Annotated in this window: 20 protein-coding genes and 1 tRNA gene; 10 read left to right on the top strand and 11 right to left on the bottom strand. The window is 35.9% G+C overall.

The window, feature by feature from the left end:
* Positions 1-63: 63 nt before the first annotated feature.
* Complete coding sequence (locus INR75_RS18890) at positions 64-474, top strand: DUF4293 domain-containing protein (RefSeq protein WP_092544699.1); 411 nt, start codon at positions 64-66, stop codon at positions 472-474.
* 293 nt (positions 475-767) lie between these two features.
* On the opposite strand, the gene INR75_RS18885 is transcribed toward INR75_RS18890, so the two are convergent.
* On the bottom strand, positions 768-1,265 hold the full coding sequence (locus INR75_RS18885) for a metallophosphoesterase (protein ID WP_223090046.1): 498 nt from the start codon (positions 1,263-1,265) through the stop codon (positions 768-770).
* Positions 1,266-1,365: 100 nt separating this feature from the next.
* Here INR75_RS18885 and truA point away from each other — a divergent pair, with 100 nt between their 5' ends.
* Both truA and INR75_RS18875 read left to right on the top strand, forming a co-directional pair.
* On the top strand, positions 1,366-2,118 hold the full coding sequence (gene truA, locus INR75_RS18880; protein ID WP_223090045.1) for a tRNA pseudouridine(38-40) synthase TruA: 753 nt from the start codon (positions 1,366-1,368) through the stop codon (positions 2,116-2,118).
* Entirely contained in the window at positions 2,108-3,877 is a 1,770-nt protein-coding gene (locus tag INR75_RS18875; RefSeq protein ID WP_223090044.1) for an ABC transporter ATP-binding protein, read from the top strand. Before truA ends, INR75_RS18875 begins: the two co-directional genes overlap by 11 nt.
* A gap of 63 nt (positions 3,878-3,940) precedes the next feature.
* On the opposite strand, the gene INR75_RS18870 is transcribed toward INR75_RS18875, so the two are convergent.
* The 3 genes from INR75_RS18870 to folP form a co-directional block, all read right to left on the bottom strand.
* Positions 3,941-4,735: a DUF3667 domain-containing protein gene (locus tag INR75_RS18870; RefSeq protein ID WP_223090043.1), complete on the bottom strand. Its 795-nt coding sequence runs from the start codon at positions 4,733-4,735 to the stop codon at positions 3,941-3,943.
* 217 nt (positions 4,736-4,952) lie between these two features.
* A complete protein-coding gene (gene cdaA / locus INR75_RS18865) occupies positions 4,953-5,729 on the bottom strand; it encodes a diadenylate cyclase CdaA (protein ID WP_223090042.1) in 777 nt (258 codons plus the stop codon).
* Positions 5,730-5,766: 37 nt separating this feature from the next.
* Complete coding sequence (folP, locus tag INR75_RS18860) at positions 5,767-6,591, bottom strand: dihydropteroate synthase (protein WP_223090041.1); 825 nt, start codon at positions 6,589-6,591, stop codon at positions 5,767-5,769.
* A 91-nt stretch (positions 6,592-6,682) separates the two neighbouring features.
* On the opposite strand from folP, the gene INR75_RS18855 reads away from it, so the two are divergent.
* From INR75_RS18855 to INR75_RS18825, 7 genes are all read left to right on the top strand, one after another.
* Positions 6,683-7,231, top strand: a complete 549-nt coding sequence (locus INR75_RS18855; RefSeq protein ID WP_223091980.1) for a DUF1599 domain-containing protein — start codon at positions 6,683-6,685, stop codon at positions 7,229-7,231.
* 24 nt (positions 7,232-7,255) lie between these two features.
* Positions 7,256-8,350: a BT_3928 family protein gene (locus INR75_RS18850; RefSeq protein ID WP_223090040.1), complete on the top strand. Its 1,095-nt coding sequence runs from the start codon at positions 7,256-7,258 to the stop codon at positions 8,348-8,350.
* A gap of 132 nt (positions 8,351-8,482) precedes the next feature.
* Positions 8,483-9,235: a triose-phosphate isomerase gene (gene tpiA, locus INR75_RS18845; protein WP_223090039.1), complete on the top strand. Its 753-nt coding sequence runs from the start codon at positions 8,483-8,485 to the stop codon at positions 9,233-9,235.
* A 3-nt stretch (positions 9,236-9,238) separates the two neighbouring features.
* Complete coding sequence (gene prmA / locus INR75_RS18840) at positions 9,239-10,072, top strand: 50S ribosomal protein L11 methyltransferase (RefSeq protein ID WP_223090038.1); 834 nt, start codon at positions 9,239-9,241, stop codon at positions 10,070-10,072.
* Positions 10,073-10,130: 58 nt separating this feature from the next.
* On the top strand, positions 10,131-10,400 hold the full coding sequence (locus tag INR75_RS18835) for an ATP-dependent Clp protease adaptor ClpS (protein WP_223090037.1): 270 nt from the start codon (positions 10,131-10,133) through the stop codon (positions 10,398-10,400).
* A 186-nt stretch (positions 10,401-10,586) separates the two neighbouring features.
* Positions 10,587-10,660: transfer RNA gene (locus INR75_RS18830), tRNA-Arg, on the top strand.
* A 224-nt stretch (positions 10,661-10,884) separates the two neighbouring features.
* Positions 10,885-12,111 (top strand): site-specific integrase, encoded by a 1,227-nt coding sequence (locus INR75_RS18825; protein WP_092544676.1) that lies wholly within the window; start codon positions 10,885-10,887, stop codon positions 12,109-12,111.
* Positions 12,112-12,210: 99 nt separating this feature from the next.
* Here INR75_RS18825 and INR75_RS18820 read toward each other — a convergent pair whose 3' ends face one another.
* The 7 genes from INR75_RS18820 to INR75_RS18790 form a co-directional block, all read right to left on the bottom strand.
* Positions 12,211-13,473, bottom strand: a complete 1,263-nt coding sequence (locus INR75_RS18820; protein ID WP_223090036.1) for a type II toxin-antitoxin system HipA family toxin — start codon at positions 13,471-13,473, stop codon at positions 12,211-12,213.
* Positions 13,473-13,793, bottom strand: coding sequence for a helix-turn-helix domain-containing protein (locus tag INR75_RS18815; protein WP_223090035.1), 321 nt, complete (start codon positions 13,791-13,793; stop codon positions 13,473-13,475). Before INR75_RS18815 ends, INR75_RS18820 begins: the two co-directional genes overlap by 1 nt.
* A 290-nt stretch (positions 13,794-14,083) precedes the next feature.
* A complete protein-coding gene (locus INR75_RS18810) occupies positions 14,084-14,932 on the bottom strand; it encodes a DUF4138 domain-containing protein (protein WP_223090034.1) in 849 nt (282 codons plus the stop codon).
* Between the two features lie 4 nt (positions 14,933-14,936).
* Positions 14,937-15,860 (bottom strand): conjugative transposon protein TraM, encoded by a 924-nt coding sequence (gene traM / locus INR75_RS18805; protein ID WP_223090033.1) that lies wholly within the window; start codon positions 15,858-15,860, stop codon positions 14,937-14,939.
* Between the two features lie 11 nt (positions 15,861-15,871).
* The gene (locus INR75_RS18800) at positions 15,872-16,480 is read right to left on the bottom strand and encodes a conjugal transfer protein TraK (protein ID WP_223090032.1); all 609 of its coding nucleotides are present in this window, start codon (positions 16,478-16,480) and stop codon (positions 15,872-15,874) included.
* Positions 16,481-16,569: 89 nt separating this feature from the next.
* The gene (locus INR75_RS18795) at positions 16,570-17,424 is read right to left on the bottom strand and encodes a hypothetical protein (RefSeq protein WP_223090031.1); all 855 of its coding nucleotides are present in this window, start codon (positions 17,422-17,424) and stop codon (positions 16,570-16,572) included.
* On the bottom strand, positions 17,424-18,020 hold the full coding sequence (locus INR75_RS18790) for a conjugal transfer protein (protein ID WP_084840825.1): 597 nt from the start codon (positions 18,018-18,020) through the stop codon (positions 17,424-17,426). The genes INR75_RS18795 and INR75_RS18790 overlap by 1 nt, the downstream gene beginning before the upstream one ends.
* Between the last annotated feature and the right edge of the window lie 4 nt (positions 18,021-18,024).

Genomic DNA, 18,024 nt, shown 5'->3' with positions numbered 1-18,024 from the left:
TTAGAAAAATAGCTGTTTTTTCTAAAAACTTTATTTTATTTTTGTCGGCAGATTTAAGACAATATGCTTCAAAGAATACAGACAGTTTATTTACTCATAGCAGCAATAGTAAGCCTTGGCCTTATATTTGTATTTGCTTTGTGGCAAACTGAAGAAGGTAGCGCAGTTTACGCTTTAGATCAATTAACGGTGTTTATCATGTTTATTGCATCTGGATTATTATCTTTGATCAGTATTTTTATGTTTAAGAATAGAAAGCTTCAATTTGTATTGGGGCGTATCAATATCATATTAAACTTTTTTTTACTAGGAGTGTTTGTTTATTGGTCACTAAGTTTACCCGGAGAAATGAATATTTCAGAGAAGGGTATTGGGATGTTTCTTCCTATCATTTCTATCGTTTTTCTAGTTCTGGCGAATAAAGCCATTAAAAAGGACGAAGATCTTGTAAAATCTGTAGACCGATTACGATAAGCCTATCATCTTAGTAGTATTAGTGCGTTAAAAACCCGAAGTGAAGACTTCGGGTTTTTTTATTAGCACCGCCAAAGGCTATAATATCCTGAAGTAGTTTGCTGATCATTTTCAAATAAATTCTAGATTATTACCAAGTCAAAATTCGATGTTTTCAAGCTAAATTATTTAAAACTTAAGCTCAAACCGCCTTCCTGGACTGCCTACAGTGACTGTTAATTTTACGTCGCAATAACCGATTGCTTACTGAAACTGCCAACTGTATACTGCTATTGCCAACTGAATACCGAAAACTATTTTCCTGCCAATTCAACTACTTCCAGGTCTTTAATGTCTTCACCATCGATTACAAATCTTAGCATAGTTCGTTGTTTATGCCAGCCATGTTTTCCTGCAGCACCGGGATTCATGTGTAGCAATCCTAAATCGTTATCCATCATTACTTTTAAAATATGTGAATGACCACAAATAAATAATTTAGGCGGATTTTGCCTAATCTCATCTCTTACCGCCGGGTTATATTTTTTAGGATAACCACCAATATGAGTGATCCAAACATCTACACCTTCGCACATCCAACGCTGGTTTAGAGGAAATTCCTTTCTAATTTCAGCATTATCGATATTTCCAAAAACAGCGATTAGGGGTTTTCCTGTAGCTTTTAGTTTATCGGTTACCTCTATGGTTCCGATATCGCCAGCATGCCAAATTTCATCGGCTTGTTCAGCATAATGGATAATTCTATCGTCGATATAAGAATGTGTATCACTTAATAATAATATCTTTTTCAAAGCAGAATTGTTTTCAGGTTAAAGCTTTTGCTTAAGTTCGATTTAGCAGAATAAATGCCTTATCTTTGTGCGCTGCAAAATTAGAAAATTCAGTTTAGCTTTGAGGTATTTTATAGATTTAGCCTATTTGGGTACTGCTTATCATGGTTGGCAAATTCAGCCAGATGCTGTGAGTGTTCAGCAGGTACTTCAGGAGGCGCTTTCAAAAATTCTTCAGCAAAATATAGAAGTAGTAGGAGCGGGCAGGACAGATGCCGGTGTACATGCCAAACAATTGTATGCGCATTTTGATGCCGAGATGAAATTCGATGAAAAAACACTTCAATTTAAACTGAATTCATTTTTACCAAAAGATATTTCGATTCAGCAACTATTTAAGGTTCAGCCAGAAGCACATGCGCGTTTTGATGCTTCCAGCCGAAGTTACCAATATCATATTGTAAATTCTAAAGACCCTTTTAAGATCGATCTGGCTTACTATCTCTTAAAACAACCAGATATCGAAAAAATGAATCGCGCAGCGGCTATGTTGAAAGATTACACTAATTTTAAGTGCTTTTCAAAAAGCCGAACCGATGTAAAAACGTATAATTGCAGCATTACAGAAGCTTTTTGGGAACAAACTGAAGACGAGCTTATATTCCATATTTCAGCAGATCGATTTTTACGAAATATGGTGCGAGCGATCGTTGGAACCTTGCTGGATATTGGTCTTGGTAAAAATTCGGTTGATTTTTTGAAAGAAATACTAAAAAGCGAAGACAGAAGTATGGCGGGAACTTCGGTTCCGGCGCATGGTTTATATTTAACCAAAATAGAATACCCTAAAACAGCACTTTTTGATGGCCTCTAAGACAGGAAATGCATTTGATTTTGATCTTTTTAAGCGCCTGCTTAAATATACAAATCCCTATAAATTAACTTTTTACTTTGTAGCTATAACGGCTATTTTATTGTCGTTTTTTGCTGTAGCAAGACCTTATTTATTACAGGTAACCATAGACGACTCTATCACACCAAAAGATAACGGAAACCTTATTTTCTACGTTTCTTTGATGATAGGTTTTCTTATTTTAGAAGTGACTTCGCAGTTTTTCTTTATCTACTTTGCAAACCTGTTAGGACAAAATGTTGTTCGAGATCTGCGAGTAAATTTATTTAAACATATGCTTCAGTTCAAGATGAAGTATTATGATAAATCTGCTGTGGGGCGATTGGTAACTCGTGCGGTTAGTGATATCGAAACGATTTCCAGTATTTTTAGTCAGGGACTTTTTATGATCATTAGTGATTTGTTAAAAATGATCGTGGTGCTAGGTTTTATGTTTTATAAAAGCTGGCAGTTAACCTTATTGGTTATAACGGTGTTGCCATTTATTATTTACGCCACCAGGGTTTTTCAGAAAAAAATGAAAATTGCTTTTGAGGAAGTGAGAACTCAGGTAGCCGATCTTAATACTTTTGTGCAAGAACGAATTACCGGGATGAAGATCGTACAGCTTTTTAATCGTGAAAAAGCCGAATATCAGAATTTTAAAAATATTAACGATAAACATCGAAAGGCGTGGGTGAGAACCGTTTGGTATAACTCTATATTCTTTCCTATTGCTGAAATGTCTACTTCGATCACCGTTGGTCTAATCGTGTGGTTTGGTGGTTTGCAGGCAGTAAATGATAATCCAAATATAACCCTTGGTGTTATTATCGCTTTTATTGAATTATCGCAGATGTTGTTTAGACCATTGCGTCAAATCGCCGATAAATTCAATACATTGCAGATGGGAATGGTTGCCGCAAATCGTGTTTTTGGTATTTTGGATACCGATTCTACGATTACAGATGAAGGTAAAAAAGAGCTTCAATCTATTAAAGGAGATATCGAATTTAATAAAGTTCGTTTTAGTTATGTAGAGGGAGAAGAAGTTTTACGTGGTGTAAACTTTACGGCAAAAGCAGGTGAAACCATCGCCATTGTTGGAGCAACAGGAGCTGGAAAATCTACCATTATTAATCTGCTGAACAGATTTTACGAGATCGACAGCGGAACAATTTCTGTAGATGGTATCGATATTAAAGATGTTACTTTAAGATCGCTGCGTTCTGAAATTGCTGTGGTGCTTCAGAATGTGTTTTTATTTGCCGATACGATAATGCATAATATCAAATTAGATAATCCAGATATTACTGAAGACGATGTGATCACGGCTGCTAAACAAATCGGGATACACGATTTTATAAGTTCGTTACCAAACGGCTATCATTATAATGTAAAAGAACGTGGTGTGATGTTAAGTTCTGGGCAACGCCAGTTAATCTCGTTCTTAAGAGCCTATGTAAGTAATCCTAGTATTTTGGTACTGGATGAAGCAACATCTTCTGTAGATACTTACAGTGAACAGCTTATCCAGGATGCTACAGATAAAATTACCAAAGGAAGAACCTCGATCGTTATTGCGCATCGATTGGCTACCATTAAAAAAGCCGATAAGATCATGGTGATGGATAGTGGTGAAATCGTAGAAATGGGAACGCATGACGAATTATTACTAAAAGATAATGGTCATTATCGCAAGCTTTACGAAGTGCAGTTTATGGCAGAAGAATCTGCTTAAGTCGGTATCTTAAAAATTTAATTTCTTTTTTATCGAATCTTGGTAATATAAGCTTAGTCTTTTTTAAACCGAATGTTGAAAAGCTTCACCTGCACCCGTTGCAACGATTATTAACGCTGTAATAATTACAACCGCAAGTAGAACTATAAAAGTAATTCCTATAAAAAGCAAAATATTTAGCAAAAGCTGAGAAAGTGAGAGATTAAGCAATCTTTTGTAGCAATATGCAGCAAAAAGCATAAAGAACAGATTTAAGATATTTCCGATAAAATAAAAATTACCTCCAAAAATTGCGGCAAATACCAACAAAATAGCACTTATCATAGTGTACTGGCTGGATACATATCCCATCACTACCAAATGTTCTGTGTAGTTATATTTTTTACGATTAAAGAACGATAGTTTTGCAATTAACGCATAAACAGGAATTAGTAAGATCGAGATAAGCGAATAATAGTCGTAAATAGAATTAAAAATTAGAATTTGGCCCGCCTTATCTGATAGTCCGGGTAATTCTAAACTTTCTGGATAAAACTTTCTAAGAAAAAATATTTGAAAACCGGCAAGAGTAAGCCCGATCGTAAAATAACTTATTACATTCAGGTATCTTTTTCTTACGCCATTTATATAACCATCGATAACTTTCTCCGGAGCTTTGAAAAGCGTGGTAAATGTCTTTAGAAAAGTATTGTCGATATTTAAAAAAATGGTGCTGAATTCTTGAAAAACGAGCTTTAGATCTAATCTGGAATCAATTTTTTTTGCTCCGCAGGCATAACAATACTCATGTTCACTAGAAAGTGGAGCATGGCAGTTTTTACAAAAATAAGCTTCAGAATGTAGAATTTCGTTTTTCATAAAACCTCGAAAAAAAAAGTATAGACCTTTTTAGAAATTAGAACATAAATACTAGGTCGATTCGCTTTCCGTTTTTAGCGGCTTAAAAGTTTAGATAGGAGACTATAGAAATTAGACTTTTAAAGCTTCAATTTGAAAAAGAATTTCGTGTTCTCTTCTGATTTCTAATTGTCTGATTACAATTTTCTCAAATCTCAAATCTCAAATCTCAAATCCTTTATCTTAGGTCTTCTTTTAATCGCTCACGTAATTCAGTATTACTTTCAAACATGGTAAATTCTCCATCACGGATGTACGAAATTTGTCCTGTTTCTTCACTCACTACAAGTGCTAAGGCATCGGTTTTTTCAGTAATACCAACAGCAGCACGGTGTCTTAATCCAAATCGAAGCGGAATCGATCGATCATTAGAAACTGGTAAAATAACTCTTGTGGCTGTTACTTTGTTTTCTTCAATCACCATGGCGCCATCATGTAGCGGACTATTTTTAAAGAATATCGACTCGATTATTGGCTGATTTAATTCAATATTCATCTCGTCACCACTGTTCTTTACAAAATCCAGTTTGGTACTTCTTTGGATCACGATTAGCGCTCCCGTTTTTGTACGCCCCATAGATTCGCAAGCATCTACAATTACATCTACATTAGTAGCACCATCATCAGAATCGTTACGGCTAAATTTTAAATTTCTGAAAAAACGCCCATTATACGTAATATTTGTAGACCCGATCATTAAAAGAAATTTCCTTATTTCCTGCTGAAAAACCACAATTAAAGCGAACATTCCTACACCCACAAACTGGTCTAAAACGCTACTTAAAAGTTCCATTTGAAGAAGCTGTGTAAGTCGCCACACCAAATAGATGATCACGATACCAATAAAGATATTTACCGCTACTGTGCCCCTTACCAGTTTATAAACATAGTACAAAAGCATTGCGATAAGAACAATATCGAGAATATCCAGGAAGCGAATACTTAAAATATCCAAATTTGCGAGGTTTTATGTAAAAATAGAAAATAAAAGATTATTTGCTGAAATGCGATACTAATTTTATAGTTTCTATCGCTTCTTTAACATCATGAACTCTTAAAATCGATGCACCTTTGGTAAGCGCTAAAGTATTTAGAACGGTACTGCCATTAAGTGCTTCAGTAGGATCGATATTCAATGTTTTGTGGATCATTGTTTTTCTAGAAATCCCAATAAGCACGGGAAGATTGAAGTTAGCGAAAAGATCTGATTTTTTCAGTAATTCAAAATTCTGCTCAGTTGTTTTTGCAAAACCAAAACCGGGATCCAAAATAAGATCGTTAATACCTAGAGATCTTGCTTCTTTAATTTTTTCTGAAAAATAATAGGTGATGTCGCCAACCAAATCCTCATATTCGGTTAATTGCTTCATGGTTTTTGGTGTACCACGCATATGCATCATAATATACGGAACCTGATATTGTGCAATTACGCGCATCATTTTTTCATCCAGATTTCCAGCGGAGATGTCGTTGATCATTGCCGCACCGGCCTCGATAGCTTCAGCAGCAAGCTTACTTCTAAAAGTGTCTACAGAAATTAAAATTTCAGGAAATTCTTTTACTAAAACATCTATAGCAGGTATTACCCGGCTTAATTCTTCCTCTTCAGCAACATCTTTAGCATCCGGGCGACTGCTATAACCTCCAATATCGATAAATGTAGCGCCCTGCTTCAGCATTAATTCGGCTTTTTTAAGAAGATCGCTTTCGTTTTGCATTCGGCTATGTTCAAAAAAAGAATCGGGCGTAATATTTAATATTCCCATCACTTTGGGAGAAGAAAGATCGATAAGCTTGCCTTTGCAATTGATGGTCATGCTGTTAGAAGTTTTAAATTTTGGGGCGGTTCAAAATAATTTTGACCAGCTGGAATATTTGCCCGAAATTTACGCAAATTACCACGGTTTTATGCAAGATACCTCCAAACAATACGATGCAGTAATCGAAATCTGCCGCAGTTTGTTTACCAAGAAAATGAAAGATTATGGTTGTGCATGGCGAATTTTAAGACTGCCATCTTTAACCGATCAAATCTTTATTAAAGCACAGCGAATAAGAAGACTTCAGGAAAATGAAGTAAGAAAAGTAGATGAAGACGAGAAATCTGAGTTTATTGGCATTATCAATTATTCGATCATGGCACTTATTCAGCTTGAAAAAGGAATTGCAGATCAGCCAGATTTAGATGCAGAAGAAGCCTCGCAACTTTACGACGAAAAGATAGCTGCAACCAAAGAATTGATGATGAATAAAAATCACGATTATGGTGAGGCATGGCGTGATATGCGTATAAGTTCGTTAACCGATCTTATTCTTCAGAAATTATTACGCGTAAAGCAAATTGAAGACAATAAAGGTAAAACTTTAGTGAGCGAAGGTATCGATGCCAACTATCAGGATATGATCAATTACGCTGTATTTGCAATGATTCATTTTGCTGAAGCTGAAGAAAAATAATATCTAAAAACCACCAATATTAAGATGAAGTTATTAGTGAAATTCGCCTGCATTTTTGTTGGGGTCCTTTTTATTTTTTCAGGATTTATAAAACTGAACGATCCTATTGGATTCTCTTATAAACTTCAGGAATATTTTTCACCAGAGGTTTTAGGTTTAGATTTTCTATCTCCTTTTGCGCTGGTAATTGCCATTTTAATTTGTGTTTTCGAGCTGGTACTGGGAATTATGCTGCTCATTGGATATTTGCCAAAATTCACGATGTGGAGTTTGGTGCTAATGATCATTTTCTTCACTTTTCTCACGTTCTATTCGGCTTACTTTAATAAAGTGACCGATTGTGGTTGTTTTGGAGATGCTATTCCGCTCACGCCCTGGCAAAGCTTTACCAAGGATCTCATCTTGCTAGTTTTTATCCTGATATTGTTCTTTAATAAAAAGATGATCACTCCGGTTTTTGTCCCAGCGAGCCATCGCTGGATCATTTTCTTAAGTTATATGTTATGTTTTTTATATGCATATTACGTGTTGATGCATTTGCCTGTTATCGATTTTAGACCTTATAAAGTAGGGAATAATATACCAGAGCTACGTGATATTCCTGAAGGTGCAGCGACCGATGTTTTTGAATATCATTGGAAATTCAACGTAAATGGAAAGGAAGAAGTGGTAGTAACCGATGGAAGTTACCCACAACATGAAGGTGAATTTATTGAAGTAGATACTGAAATGATCGAAGAAGGTTATGTGCCACCAATTCACGATTTTCAGATTTCGGATGATGGAGAAGATATCACTTCAGGTATTCTTGAAGCCGAAAAAGTATTACTAATTGTAGCTTACGATCTAAATCTTACAGAAAAACAAGGTTACGAAGCTATTAAATCTTTAGAGAAAGAAGCTAATAGCAAAGGTTACCAGGTAGTTGGTTTAACAGCTTCAGGAGATGCTTTAAAATCACAGATCAAAGAAGAATTCAGTCTTAATTTTCCTTTTTATCAAACCGATGCTACTGCACTTAAAACTGTAGTGCGTGCCAGTCCCGGAATTTTAGTTTTAGAAAAGGGAACAATAACACAAAAAAAGCACTGGTCAGACGCTTCAGCTATAAAATTATAAGCAAATTCTAAAAAGTCTTAGAAGATTAATAAAAAGCTATAAAAGCCTTTTATACAAAGGACTTATGTGTGATCGAATCGGTATATTTGTAGAAATCAGCTTAAAATTTAAACAATTTTAGATTATTAAATTATGAGAAAAAATATTGTAGCCGGAAACTGGAAAATGAATAATGACCTGGCTCAAACCCAGGAGCTTATCGCAGATCTAAAAAAACAAGTTTCTGCAGATCCAGCAGCAACGATAATAGTTGCGCCAACGTATACTAATTTATATCCTGCTTTTGAAGCTTTAAAAGATACGCCAATTAGCGTAGCAGCACAAAACATGCATCAAAATGCAAATGGTGCTTTTACAGGAGAGATCTCTGCAGCGATGCTTAAAAGTGTAGGTGTAGAAACGGTAATTTTAGGGCACAGTGAAAGACGTGCTTATTTTAAAGAATCTAACGAGCTTCTTGCTGAAAAAGTAAATACAGCTCTAGAAAATGATATGACCGTGATTTTTTGCTTTGGTGAAGAATTAGAAGATCGTAAAGCAGATAAACATTTCGATTTAGTTGAAAGTCAGCTTAAAGAAAGTTTATACCATCTTTCTAAAGAGAGCTGGAAAAATATTATCCTTGCTTACGAGCCAGTTTGGGCTATTGGTACAGGAGAAACAGCATCGCCAGAGCAAGCTCAGGAAATGCACGCATTTATTAGAAAGAGTGTTGCAGATGCTTATGGAAGCGAAATTTCAGAAGAAGTTTCTATCCTTTACGGCGGTAGCTGTAAGCCTGGAAATGCTAAAGAGATCTTTGCTAACAAAGATGTAGATGGAGGTTTAATTGGTGGAGCAAGTCTTAAGGCAGAAGACTTTTTAGCAATCGTGAACTCATTTTAAAAAATGGCATCAAATTATCTAGAATTTCAGTTTAAAATAGATCCGCCAGTTCCTGCTTCAGAAATATTAATTGCTGAATTAGGTGCTTTGGGATTTGAGAGTTTTGTGGAAAATGAAGATGGCGTTACAGCATATATTCTGAAAGATGAATTTCAGGAAGAAATGCTGGCTGAAGTTCAGATATTAGATTCTGATGAATTTGAAATCTCCTATTCTTCTTCTGAAATACAACAGGTAAATTGGAATGAAGAATGGGAGAAAAATTTTCAGCCCATCGTGGTTGATGATATTTGTAGTGTACGTGCTCCTTTTCATCCAAAACCAGAAACCAAATTCGATATTGTTATCGAGCCAAAAATGAGTTTTGGAACCGGGCATCATGCAACAACGCACATGATGATTCAGTTTATCCTGAAAAACGAATGGAAGGGGAAATCTGTTTTGGATATGGGCTGCGGAACCGGAGTTTTGGCCATTTTGAGCGCACAAAAAGGTGCAAATCCTGTTGAAGCTATCGATATTGATAACTGGTGTTATCTAAACACACTGGAAAATATTGAACGTAATAATGTTCCTGATATTAGCGTTAAGGAAGGTGGAGCAGAATTGCTAGGCGAAAAAAAATATGACGCTATAATAGCAAATATTAACCGTAATATTTTGCTGAATGATATGGCGAAATATGTTTCGGTATTAAAACCTGGCGGAGATTTGTACTTAAGTGGATTCTATAAAGAAGATATCCCGATTATTCAGGAAGCTTGCGAAAAGCTAGGATTAAAATTTCAGGAAAACCTTGAAAAAGATAAGTGGGTGGCGGTAAAGTTTTCTTTATGAGAGTTTTAACTTAATTTTTTGTACTTTTGCAAAGTATCTGAATCAAAATTAATACCCTATGAATACCCAAGAAGAAGTTTTAGAGAAGGTAGATACCAAAGTAGACAAAGAAAACGAGATTGTTTTATATAACGACGATTACAATACGTTTGATCATGTAATCGAGACTTTAATTTACGCTTGTGATCATACTCCAGAGCAGGCAGAACAATGCTCTATTTTGGTACATTACAAAGGAAAATGTACGGTAAAAACCGGAGCTTTTGATGATTTAAAACCAAGATGTTCTAAGCTTTTAGACGCAGGTTTGAGTGCAGAAATCGTCTAAGCTAATATTGTCGAAATACAGCATAAAGTCTTTTTTATAAGTAATGCTGTTAATCGCTATGCGTTAATACTTTATAATTTTGATCTGTTTTTTCTTCAAAAAAAGTTTTAAAAAGTTTTTCTGAATCTAAAATAAAGAATATATTTGCACCCGCTTAAAGCATTTGCCTTTAGCGAAACAAATTAAGGCCTCGTGGCGCAACTGAATAGCGCATCTGATTACGGCTCAGAAGGTTGCAGGTTTGAATCCTGCCGAGGTCACTTTTAAAGAAGATAGAAAGAACTAAAACCCTGTAAATACTATGATTTACAGGGTTTTATGTTTTTAGAGGGTTTTATTTGTGAGCGTTTTATTACCTTTAGTAGTTCACAGATCGTCAACATAATTTTATTCTGTCAACATGTTGACACTTTGATTATCAGTGATTTAAAATTTGGTGGTTTGACTTTCGTCTTTACTGAGTATTAACTTAAAGACGACTATTATGCGTACTTCAAAAACTTTTTCCATTTTATTCTGGGTTTATTCCTCCAGAGTGAAGAACAATCAAACTAATCTTTATGTCAGAATCTCTCTGGACAATCAACGGGTAAATGTTAGTTTGAAATCCAAAATCCCCTATGATTTATGGGATGCTACAGCCCAACGCTTAAATGGTAATTCTAAACTTGCCAAAGAATCTAATAACCTAATAGATGAGACCCGGACGAAGATTTTTCAGAACTATCAGGATTTACGCTTCCAAAATAGGGAGGTAACCGCGGAGCTTTTAAAAGCTAATTTCTTAGGAGAAGGTCCAAAAGATAAAACATTGGTTGACATTTTGGATTATCATGCTCAAAAAATCAATGGTACATTAACCAAAGGCACTATCCGAAATTTCAAGGTTACTGAAAACTATATTTATCGATTCTTAAAAGAAGAGCTTCATACAAATTCTATCTACTTAAGTGAGCTTAATTATAAGTTCATTAATGATTTTTCGAATTTCCTTTTTACATGTTGGCCAAAGGGACATATAAATGCTATGAGTCATAATACGGTGATGAAGCATGTTCAACGCCTTAGAAAAATAGTAACATTGGCTTTTCATTTAGAGTGGATTGATAAGGATCCTTTTGTTCGTTGGAAGCCCACCTTTGAGAAAAAAGAGCGTGATTTTCTCAATTCAAATGAATTAAAAATAATAGAAGATTTTATTTTTCATAACGAGCGATTGGATAGGGTAAGAGATCTATTTATATTTAGTTGTTACACAGGAATTAGCTTCTCGGATATTAATCAACTTACGAAAGATAATATACGGATAGGATTAGATGGGCAAAAATGGATATTTACCTTCAGAAATAAAACGAAAACAAAGGTCAAGATTCCGTTGCTTGACAAAGCTTTAGAGCTTATTGAAAAATATGAGCATCATCCTATGACAGCGATAGCTGGGAGTCTTTTGCCTTTAATTACCAATGTTAAAGTGAATTTTTATTTAAAAGAAGTGGCAGAGCTTTGTGATATAAAGAGAAACCTTACGTTTCATATGGCCAGACATACTTTTGCTACTACGGTAACCCTGGCAAACGGTGTGCCTATAGAAACTGTATCAAAACTATTAGGGCATACAAAGATAGCCACTACTCAAATTTATGCTAGAGTTTTAGAAGATAAGTTGAGTAATGATATGTCTGATCTTAGTAAGAAATTACGGAATCGATAAGTCTTTGTAATTTTGAAATTGAAAAGGATAGTTTTCTTAACTATCCTTTTTTTGTGCCAATAGTTGGCAATTATTTACGCTAATAATTGTTGATAAATCTTAATATGTAAATGCATTTTTTACTAATTCCATTTCATTTCTAGGAATCCCTAGATCAATAGCCAATTGTTCCCATTGTGAGACATTTTGCTGAATATGACTTAGAATTTTGGTAGACTCCTTTTCATCCAAACGAAAATACGGAGCTACTTCTCTTACCAAATCTAACTCTAAAGCATTGTCATTCTCAGAAATATTAAGTTTTAAACCTGTGCCATTCGGAGTAGGATTGATATCGTAAGCCGGTGAAAGTATCCAACCAGAATCCGTTAAAAGGAAACCGTGATTGCGAAGGTGATCATCCGTATTCGAAATACAAACATTAAAAGCAATACGTGTCCACAATTTCCTGAGGTCATTATTTACGTTAGCTCCACTCCGCATTAGAAATTCCACAAGCTCCAAATAACTAACACCATCTTGATAGTCAGTTCCATCAGTATATCCTAATAAAGTCATAGCAGAAGCAAAGTGAATACGATTACCATTGTTCTTACGATCAAATCGTTGTGTTAAAAATGTATGCTGGTGATGTGAGAATTTTTGTATTCTGGACGATGCCATTTCAATACCGGATTGAATGGCTAATCGATATGCAAGCATTTCCCAAGCCCCCATATCCAGGCTATCATTTTGACTTGGAAATTTAGCAATCCATAAGCCTCCATCTACATCTCGGACATTGGCCTTAGGTCGTGCCCCTCCTAAAGAGGATCCTGGGGCCATTAACATATTTAGCCATTTTAGGTATTCCGGATTTTCTGAGGCATTTTCCTTTTCTAGCTGTAGGCTGGCAAATTCGAGATCTCTAAGTGCAGCAAAAGGAGGTGCAGCCATTGCTTTATCATCATCCAAAAAAGTACCATTCGGTACAGTTTTAAAACGAAGTCCTCCCATTCGGTTATTATCATAAACACCAAGTAGATAATCCGATTCCATTAGAGTTTTAGGCCGGCGGTCTTCTTTCCTGGCTTTAGCTGCTTCTTTACGCATCATCAGCACCCGTCCCCAACGGTCAGGCGAGGAGTCTAAAAAAATTCCGAAGTTAGATTTTTCATCATTTAGATATTGGGCTCCTTCGAATAATTGTAAATCTGGATCTATGATTTGTGCGTAATCCGATGCTAACCATTCTTTATCGTATTCAAATGAAAAGATTTCTTTACCTCTTGATGGTGTGGCGTATAAACTACCCATTAATATAGGTGATTCAATTCCATCCCAATGCGCATATACCAAAATTTCTTTCCTTTCTGGTGCCATTATTTCTTGGTGTTTTTTGGTCCTCGCTCCTTAACTATTAGGTCAGCATCCTGGATTTTTCTACCTAATACATCATCGTCGGCCAAAAGCAATATATCTTTCTCCAGACCTAATACTAACAAAACTTGCAAAACAATACCTAAAGAAACCGCGGGATTCCCTTTTTCGAGGGATGAAAGCGTGGGACGGGAAATTCCTGCTCGCTCCGAAACCTGATCCATGGTGAGCTTCCTACGTAAACGTGCTAACTTCATATTTTCTCCTACTGCTTTTAAAAGTTTCCTGTTTTTAGGTAATAATACGATGCTGTTCCTAGGCATAATGTTAAATATTTTTTACAAATATAGAAAAAATGTAAATACTATTATACATTATGGGTTTTTTGTATGATCTGTAGACGATTGGCTAAGTTTATAAGTACAGATAAATGAGAATAGAGGTATTTTAAAAATCAAAGTTAAGCTACGATGTCGTAGCATATTCCTTTTCTAAAACTCTGAGTGTAGAGCGGATATTTTGGAATAAATACAAGCGTAGATCATCACATAGGCAGAGTTATTTATCTTACTGTGGATAGAAACTAGGTACAATACTAGAAGGTTTTCAGTACTTATAAATTCGGAAAATTGATCACTCTACTATTCACTTTTAGATCGATATGTCGTTCACCATTAGCTTCGTTGAGATCAATAAAAAGCCGTTTATCTTTAGCGATGGAAAATTTATCATAAGCGACGACAAAACTCGCTTTTGCTCCACCAGTTATTTTAGTAGGTATTTGGTGGGAGTATATAGGTTTTTTCAGAACACTTTGCATGGATTTTTTCTTTCCCCTTTGCTTAGTTTGTACATAGAGTTTAAGAAAATTAAGATCATAGTCCAGAGTAGAGGTATTGCTTAATTGAAATTTAAAATACAGCTGATGATCCCTAAACACAATATTTTGAAGTTCCAGTTTGATGCCATACTTACTTTTTTTCTTTTTTCGAATATGCTTCTGACTATTTAAGATTGCCTTGCATGTTGGTTTATAATCAATACTATCATTTTTAATCATAGGAGAATCACTTGTAATATTCCGGTTCTTTTGCTGTTCCGATACTTCTGTTTGATAGTGTTCGTTTCCAATACTTGATTCTGCACTCAAAAAATAAGTGAGTTTGGAGAGTTCTTTTCTATACTTTAGGATATAGCTATATACCGAACCATCATTGCAGATCACCAGTAAATTGGTAAGTGTACCGGGACTGGCCTGTAAAAGTCCAAGATTTTGCTGTTGATCACGATTAAATGTAAAAGCAAAATTTTCAGCTCCCGTAATTCCCTGACGAATTGGTTTTGGAAAAAACAAGGCTACATTATAGGTTTCGTTAGCATAAAGGGTATCCAGAGCTTTAGAAGTTTCTGCCTGAATACTTCCATAGAAAAGGATAAGAAAAAGAGTAAATACAGTTTTCATGGTTTTAAATATTAGAAGGTTTTAAAAGAAGTTTATAGTTATTGCTAATGGTGACTTTGATATTGCGGTGATTTTTTCTGAAAATCCGTTGAAGACCACTGACCTGTGGAACTCCTGTTATTTGAATATCATCAACGACATCTCCAATGACTTCCTGGCTTGCTTCGGCCTGAAAGCTATTTTGGATATAAATACCAGCATTACCGTCATTCTGATCATAAGCCATTAATGTTATAGGTTCATGGTTGATTCGTGAGATATCAATGAGCACGCGATTAGGTTGAAATCGTACAAAACCGAATAGTCTGGTGTTTTTAGGATATCGATGACCATTAATGCTACAATCTTCACTTAATCGCAGTTGCAAGCGATAACCGGATCGAACGACCTGATGGCCATCAACGACAGCTGGAATAACAGAATCTGTGAAAGTATTCTGGAGTAATTGTTTTTCGGAATGTGCCGCAAAAAACAATTGATGATCTAATGCCCGCTCTTTCATATTAAAATGATTTTCAAAAGAGTCAGAAGATCTGGTTAAGCTAGGATTTAAATGATTTACTGAACTATTCCCGACCTCTGTTCTTTTTGAGCTTTGCGCATATGACGGTGGATTGGGTAGTAAACTATCCTGCATGGGAATGGAGGGATTAATCCCACTGGATGGACTTCTGCTATTCAGGCTATCTTTATCATATTCCTGGTAAATACTAGGCGCGGTTCGCTCTTTTGTTTCTTCCAGATTATTGAGTGCTTCTAATTTGGAAGTATAGGTTATGGGCTCTTCAGAGAGTTCGGGGATACCCGTGCGTTGAAGGTTTTCATCTTCCTGCCCATCATCAAGATACCAAAATATGGCGCCGACAATAAATGCAATTACAATCACTATAAGAGCGATAAAAACAATACTGTTTTTAGGTATTTTCATAATGTTTAATTTTAATCGGTTACTTTTTGAAGGGAGTTTTCGTAAAAGTCAGTGATCAGCATTCCATGCGGATTTTTGGGGAAATGCCGTTCTACCTGTAGAATTTTTCCGGAAGTAATAAGCTCGTAGGTATCTGTAATTCCCCCACGGTTAATCTTAAAAACTGTGGTAGTTCGAAACGGAATAGGAGTGCTCTGTATATCAATCTCACTCTGTACCTGAGTCACCTGTTGTACTAAGGAATATTGCAGCAAGCGATTATAAACACCATCAGCCTTTTTTTGTTGGAATAAATCACTTACACTTTGATCCCCGAGCCATAAGGCTTTTTCTATGTGTTTTTCGTAGGTTCCTGATTCCAGATCGTAAAAATACCGATGGAAATTGTCCAAATGCGCCAATACTTCCACATCCAGATGGTCTTTTTTGTTTTCCCAAGTTAAGGGGAGTACGTTGCCATTCGCATCAACAGCAAATGCATTATTTAATGCTTCATTATGGATGGAATAGGTTAGCCATGCGGAGTAGCTAATCGCAAGGAATGCACCAATGCTTATACTTATGGAGACCAGACGGTTTAATTTTAGTATTGCAAAAATATCAGTATAAGGTGTTTTCATAATTAAATGGTTTAGAGATGAATATTACCCGATAATCGGGAATTGATAGGATTAAGCGCTACCTGAATTAGAAAGGTTAATCAACTATTTCATGAGGTAAATAAGCGAAGACTAAAACTGGTCGCTTTTTTATAGAGTTTAAACTTCAGGAATACAATAAAGCCTATGGAGCCTGCTTCAATAATGATGTTGATCAACGCATTATCCATCGTTATACCGAGAAGCTCATTCCAGAAATTTGCATTGATTTGGGCATAGAGCGTATTAATGAAAATGTTGACCAGGAAAAATGCCGGAACCAGCATGTAAACAGCGGTGTAGAGTCTAAAGAACTGGTACGTCATAGATCGGAATTTATCAAAGACCGAAAGGCTGATGATCAGTGGGAAAAATGCTTGCATCAGTCCTAATAAAAAATAGCGCTCGGCCAAAAATAATGGATAGATAAATAGATCCAGGATCCATAAAAACAGACCCGCCATAAAGGAAATCATTTTGATTCCGTAAAGCGGAGTAACTAAAACATCATATAAAGTTGCCAGTGCCTTTTGCGCTACCTCTATACCACCGGCAATACCGGTATATTCTGGTTCCAGTTCCATTTCCTGTAGCTGAAGAGGAAGCAACGGAGGTGCTGTATCCCGATAGTCCTCTTCAATAGCAACAAGAATAGTGTCAAAGAAGCCCAAAAGCTGCGTGGAAAACACAACGATTAAGATCACGGCAAAATTTTTGACTAATGCCCCGGGGCTGAGTCCCCAGGTATATCCTTCACGGTCAGCAATTCCCTCATTGTATTTTTTCAGAATGTTCACTAGAAATAATACAACACCAAGTCCTTTTATTCCGGTGATGGTATACTGAGAGAAGTCACTGTCTTTAATAATCTGAAAGACACTATCTACGTATTCCAGACCAATACTATAAGCAAGCAAAGCATTCATCAGAATTCATTTTCGCGGTTATTGATTTTATCCTGCATCTCCCGGAAGGAGATGATGTCCCGGTATCTTTTTGTTTTCTGATTGATTTCCATTACCATTTTCCGGGAGGCCTCTTTTTTCTCCTGAAGGATTTTAGCCCGTTCTGCATCGCTCATTTTGAGATAATCACTAGATAAAATACTTTCCATATAACTAAGATCTTCAAGGCTGGTTTCAATTATGCGATTAAAAGCATCACTGACCCTTTCGATTTCTGAAGGTCGGATATAGGGAGAGGCTAAGATTTCCCGAAGATCATCACGAACCATCCGGTATAGGCGCTGGTTATTTTCGGTAATTTCCTGAACGGCATGTAATTGTTTGACAACATTGGTTACCTTTTCCAGATTTTCTTTTTGCTCCTTTAAGAAGTTTACGGTCTGTACTAAATTGGATGTTTGTTTGGCTGATTCGATCAGTTGTTGCGCCAAGCTGATAAAGTTGGTATTGTCATAGACCGGCATTCCCTGAGCTTGTATGTTTCCCGGAATTAGTATTAGAAATGAGATTATGGTAATACATAAAAGGTGCTGTTTAGCGGTAAGTAAAGTTTTCATAAGC

Source organism: Zunongwangia sp. SCSIO 43204 (genome assembly GCF_019904275.1).
GTDB classification, from domain to species: domain Bacteria; phylum Bacteroidota; class Bacteroidia; order Flavobacteriales; family Flavobacteriaceae; genus Zunongwangia; species Zunongwangia mangrovi.
Note: the sequence above shows the minus strand (reverse complement) of the source record. Positions and strands in the feature narration are given on the sequence as shown.

Bases quoted from the DNA above. Each gene is read 5' to 3' on its own strand.
- INR75_RS18890 (WP_092544699.1), top strand. From the start codon at position 64: ATGCTTCAAAGAATACAGACAGTTTATTTACTCATAGCAGCAATAGTA.
- INR75_RS18875 (WP_223090044.1), top strand. From the start codon at position 2,108: ATGGCCTCTAAGACAGGAAATGCATTTGATTTTGATCTTTTTAAGCGC.
- INR75_RS18870 (WP_223090043.1), bottom strand. From the start codon at position 4,735: ATGAAAAACGAAATTCTACATTCTGAAGCTTATTTTTGTAAAAACTGC.
- folP (WP_223090041.1), bottom strand. From the start codon at position 6,591: ATGACCATCAATTGCAAAGGCAAGCTTATCGATCTTTCTTCTCCCAAA.
- INR75_RS18855 (WP_223091980.1), top strand. From the start codon at position 6,683: ATGCAAGATACCTCCAAACAATACGATGCAGTAATCGAAATCTGCCGC.
- INR75_RS18850 (WP_223090040.1), top strand. From the start codon at position 7,256: ATGAAGTTATTAGTGAAATTCGCCTGCATTTTTGTTGGGGTCCTTTTT.
- tpiA (WP_223090039.1), top strand. From the start codon at position 8,483: ATGAGAAAAAATATTGTAGCCGGAAACTGGAAAATGAATAATGACCTG.
- prmA (WP_223090038.1), top strand. From the start codon at position 9,239: ATGGCATCAAATTATCTAGAATTTCAGTTTAAAATAGATCCGCCAGTT.
- INR75_RS18835 (WP_223090037.1), top strand. From the start codon at position 10,131: ATGAATACCCAAGAAGAAGTTTTAGAGAAGGTAGATACCAAAGTAGAC.
- INR75_RS18825 (WP_092544676.1), top strand. From the start codon at position 10,885: ATGCGTACTTCAAAAACTTTTTCCATTTTATTCTGGGTTTATTCCTCC.
- INR75_RS18820 (WP_223090036.1), bottom strand. From the start codon at position 13,473: ATGGCACCAGAAAGGAAAGAAATTTTGGTATATGCGCATTGGGATGGA.
- INR75_RS18815 (WP_223090035.1), bottom strand. From the start codon at position 13,793: ATGCCTAGGAACAGCATCGTATTATTACCTAAAAACAGGAAACTTTTA.
- INR75_RS18810 (WP_223090034.1), bottom strand. From the start codon at position 14,932: ATGAAAACTGTATTTACTCTTTTTCTTATCCTTTTCTATGGAAGTATT.
- traM (WP_223090033.1), bottom strand. From the start codon at position 15,860: ATGAAAATACCTAAAAACAGTATTGTTTTTATCGCTCTTATAGTGATT.
- INR75_RS18800 (WP_223090032.1), bottom strand. From the start codon at position 16,480: ATGAAAACACCTTATACTGATATTTTTGCAATACTAAAATTAAACCGT.
- INR75_RS18795 (WP_223090031.1), bottom strand. From the start codon at position 17,424: ATGAATGCTTTGCTTGCTTATAGTATTGGTCTGGAATACGTAGATAGT.
- INR75_RS18790 (WP_084840825.1), bottom strand. From the start codon at position 18,020: ATGAAAACTTTACTTACCGCTAAACAGCACCTTTTATGTATTACCATA.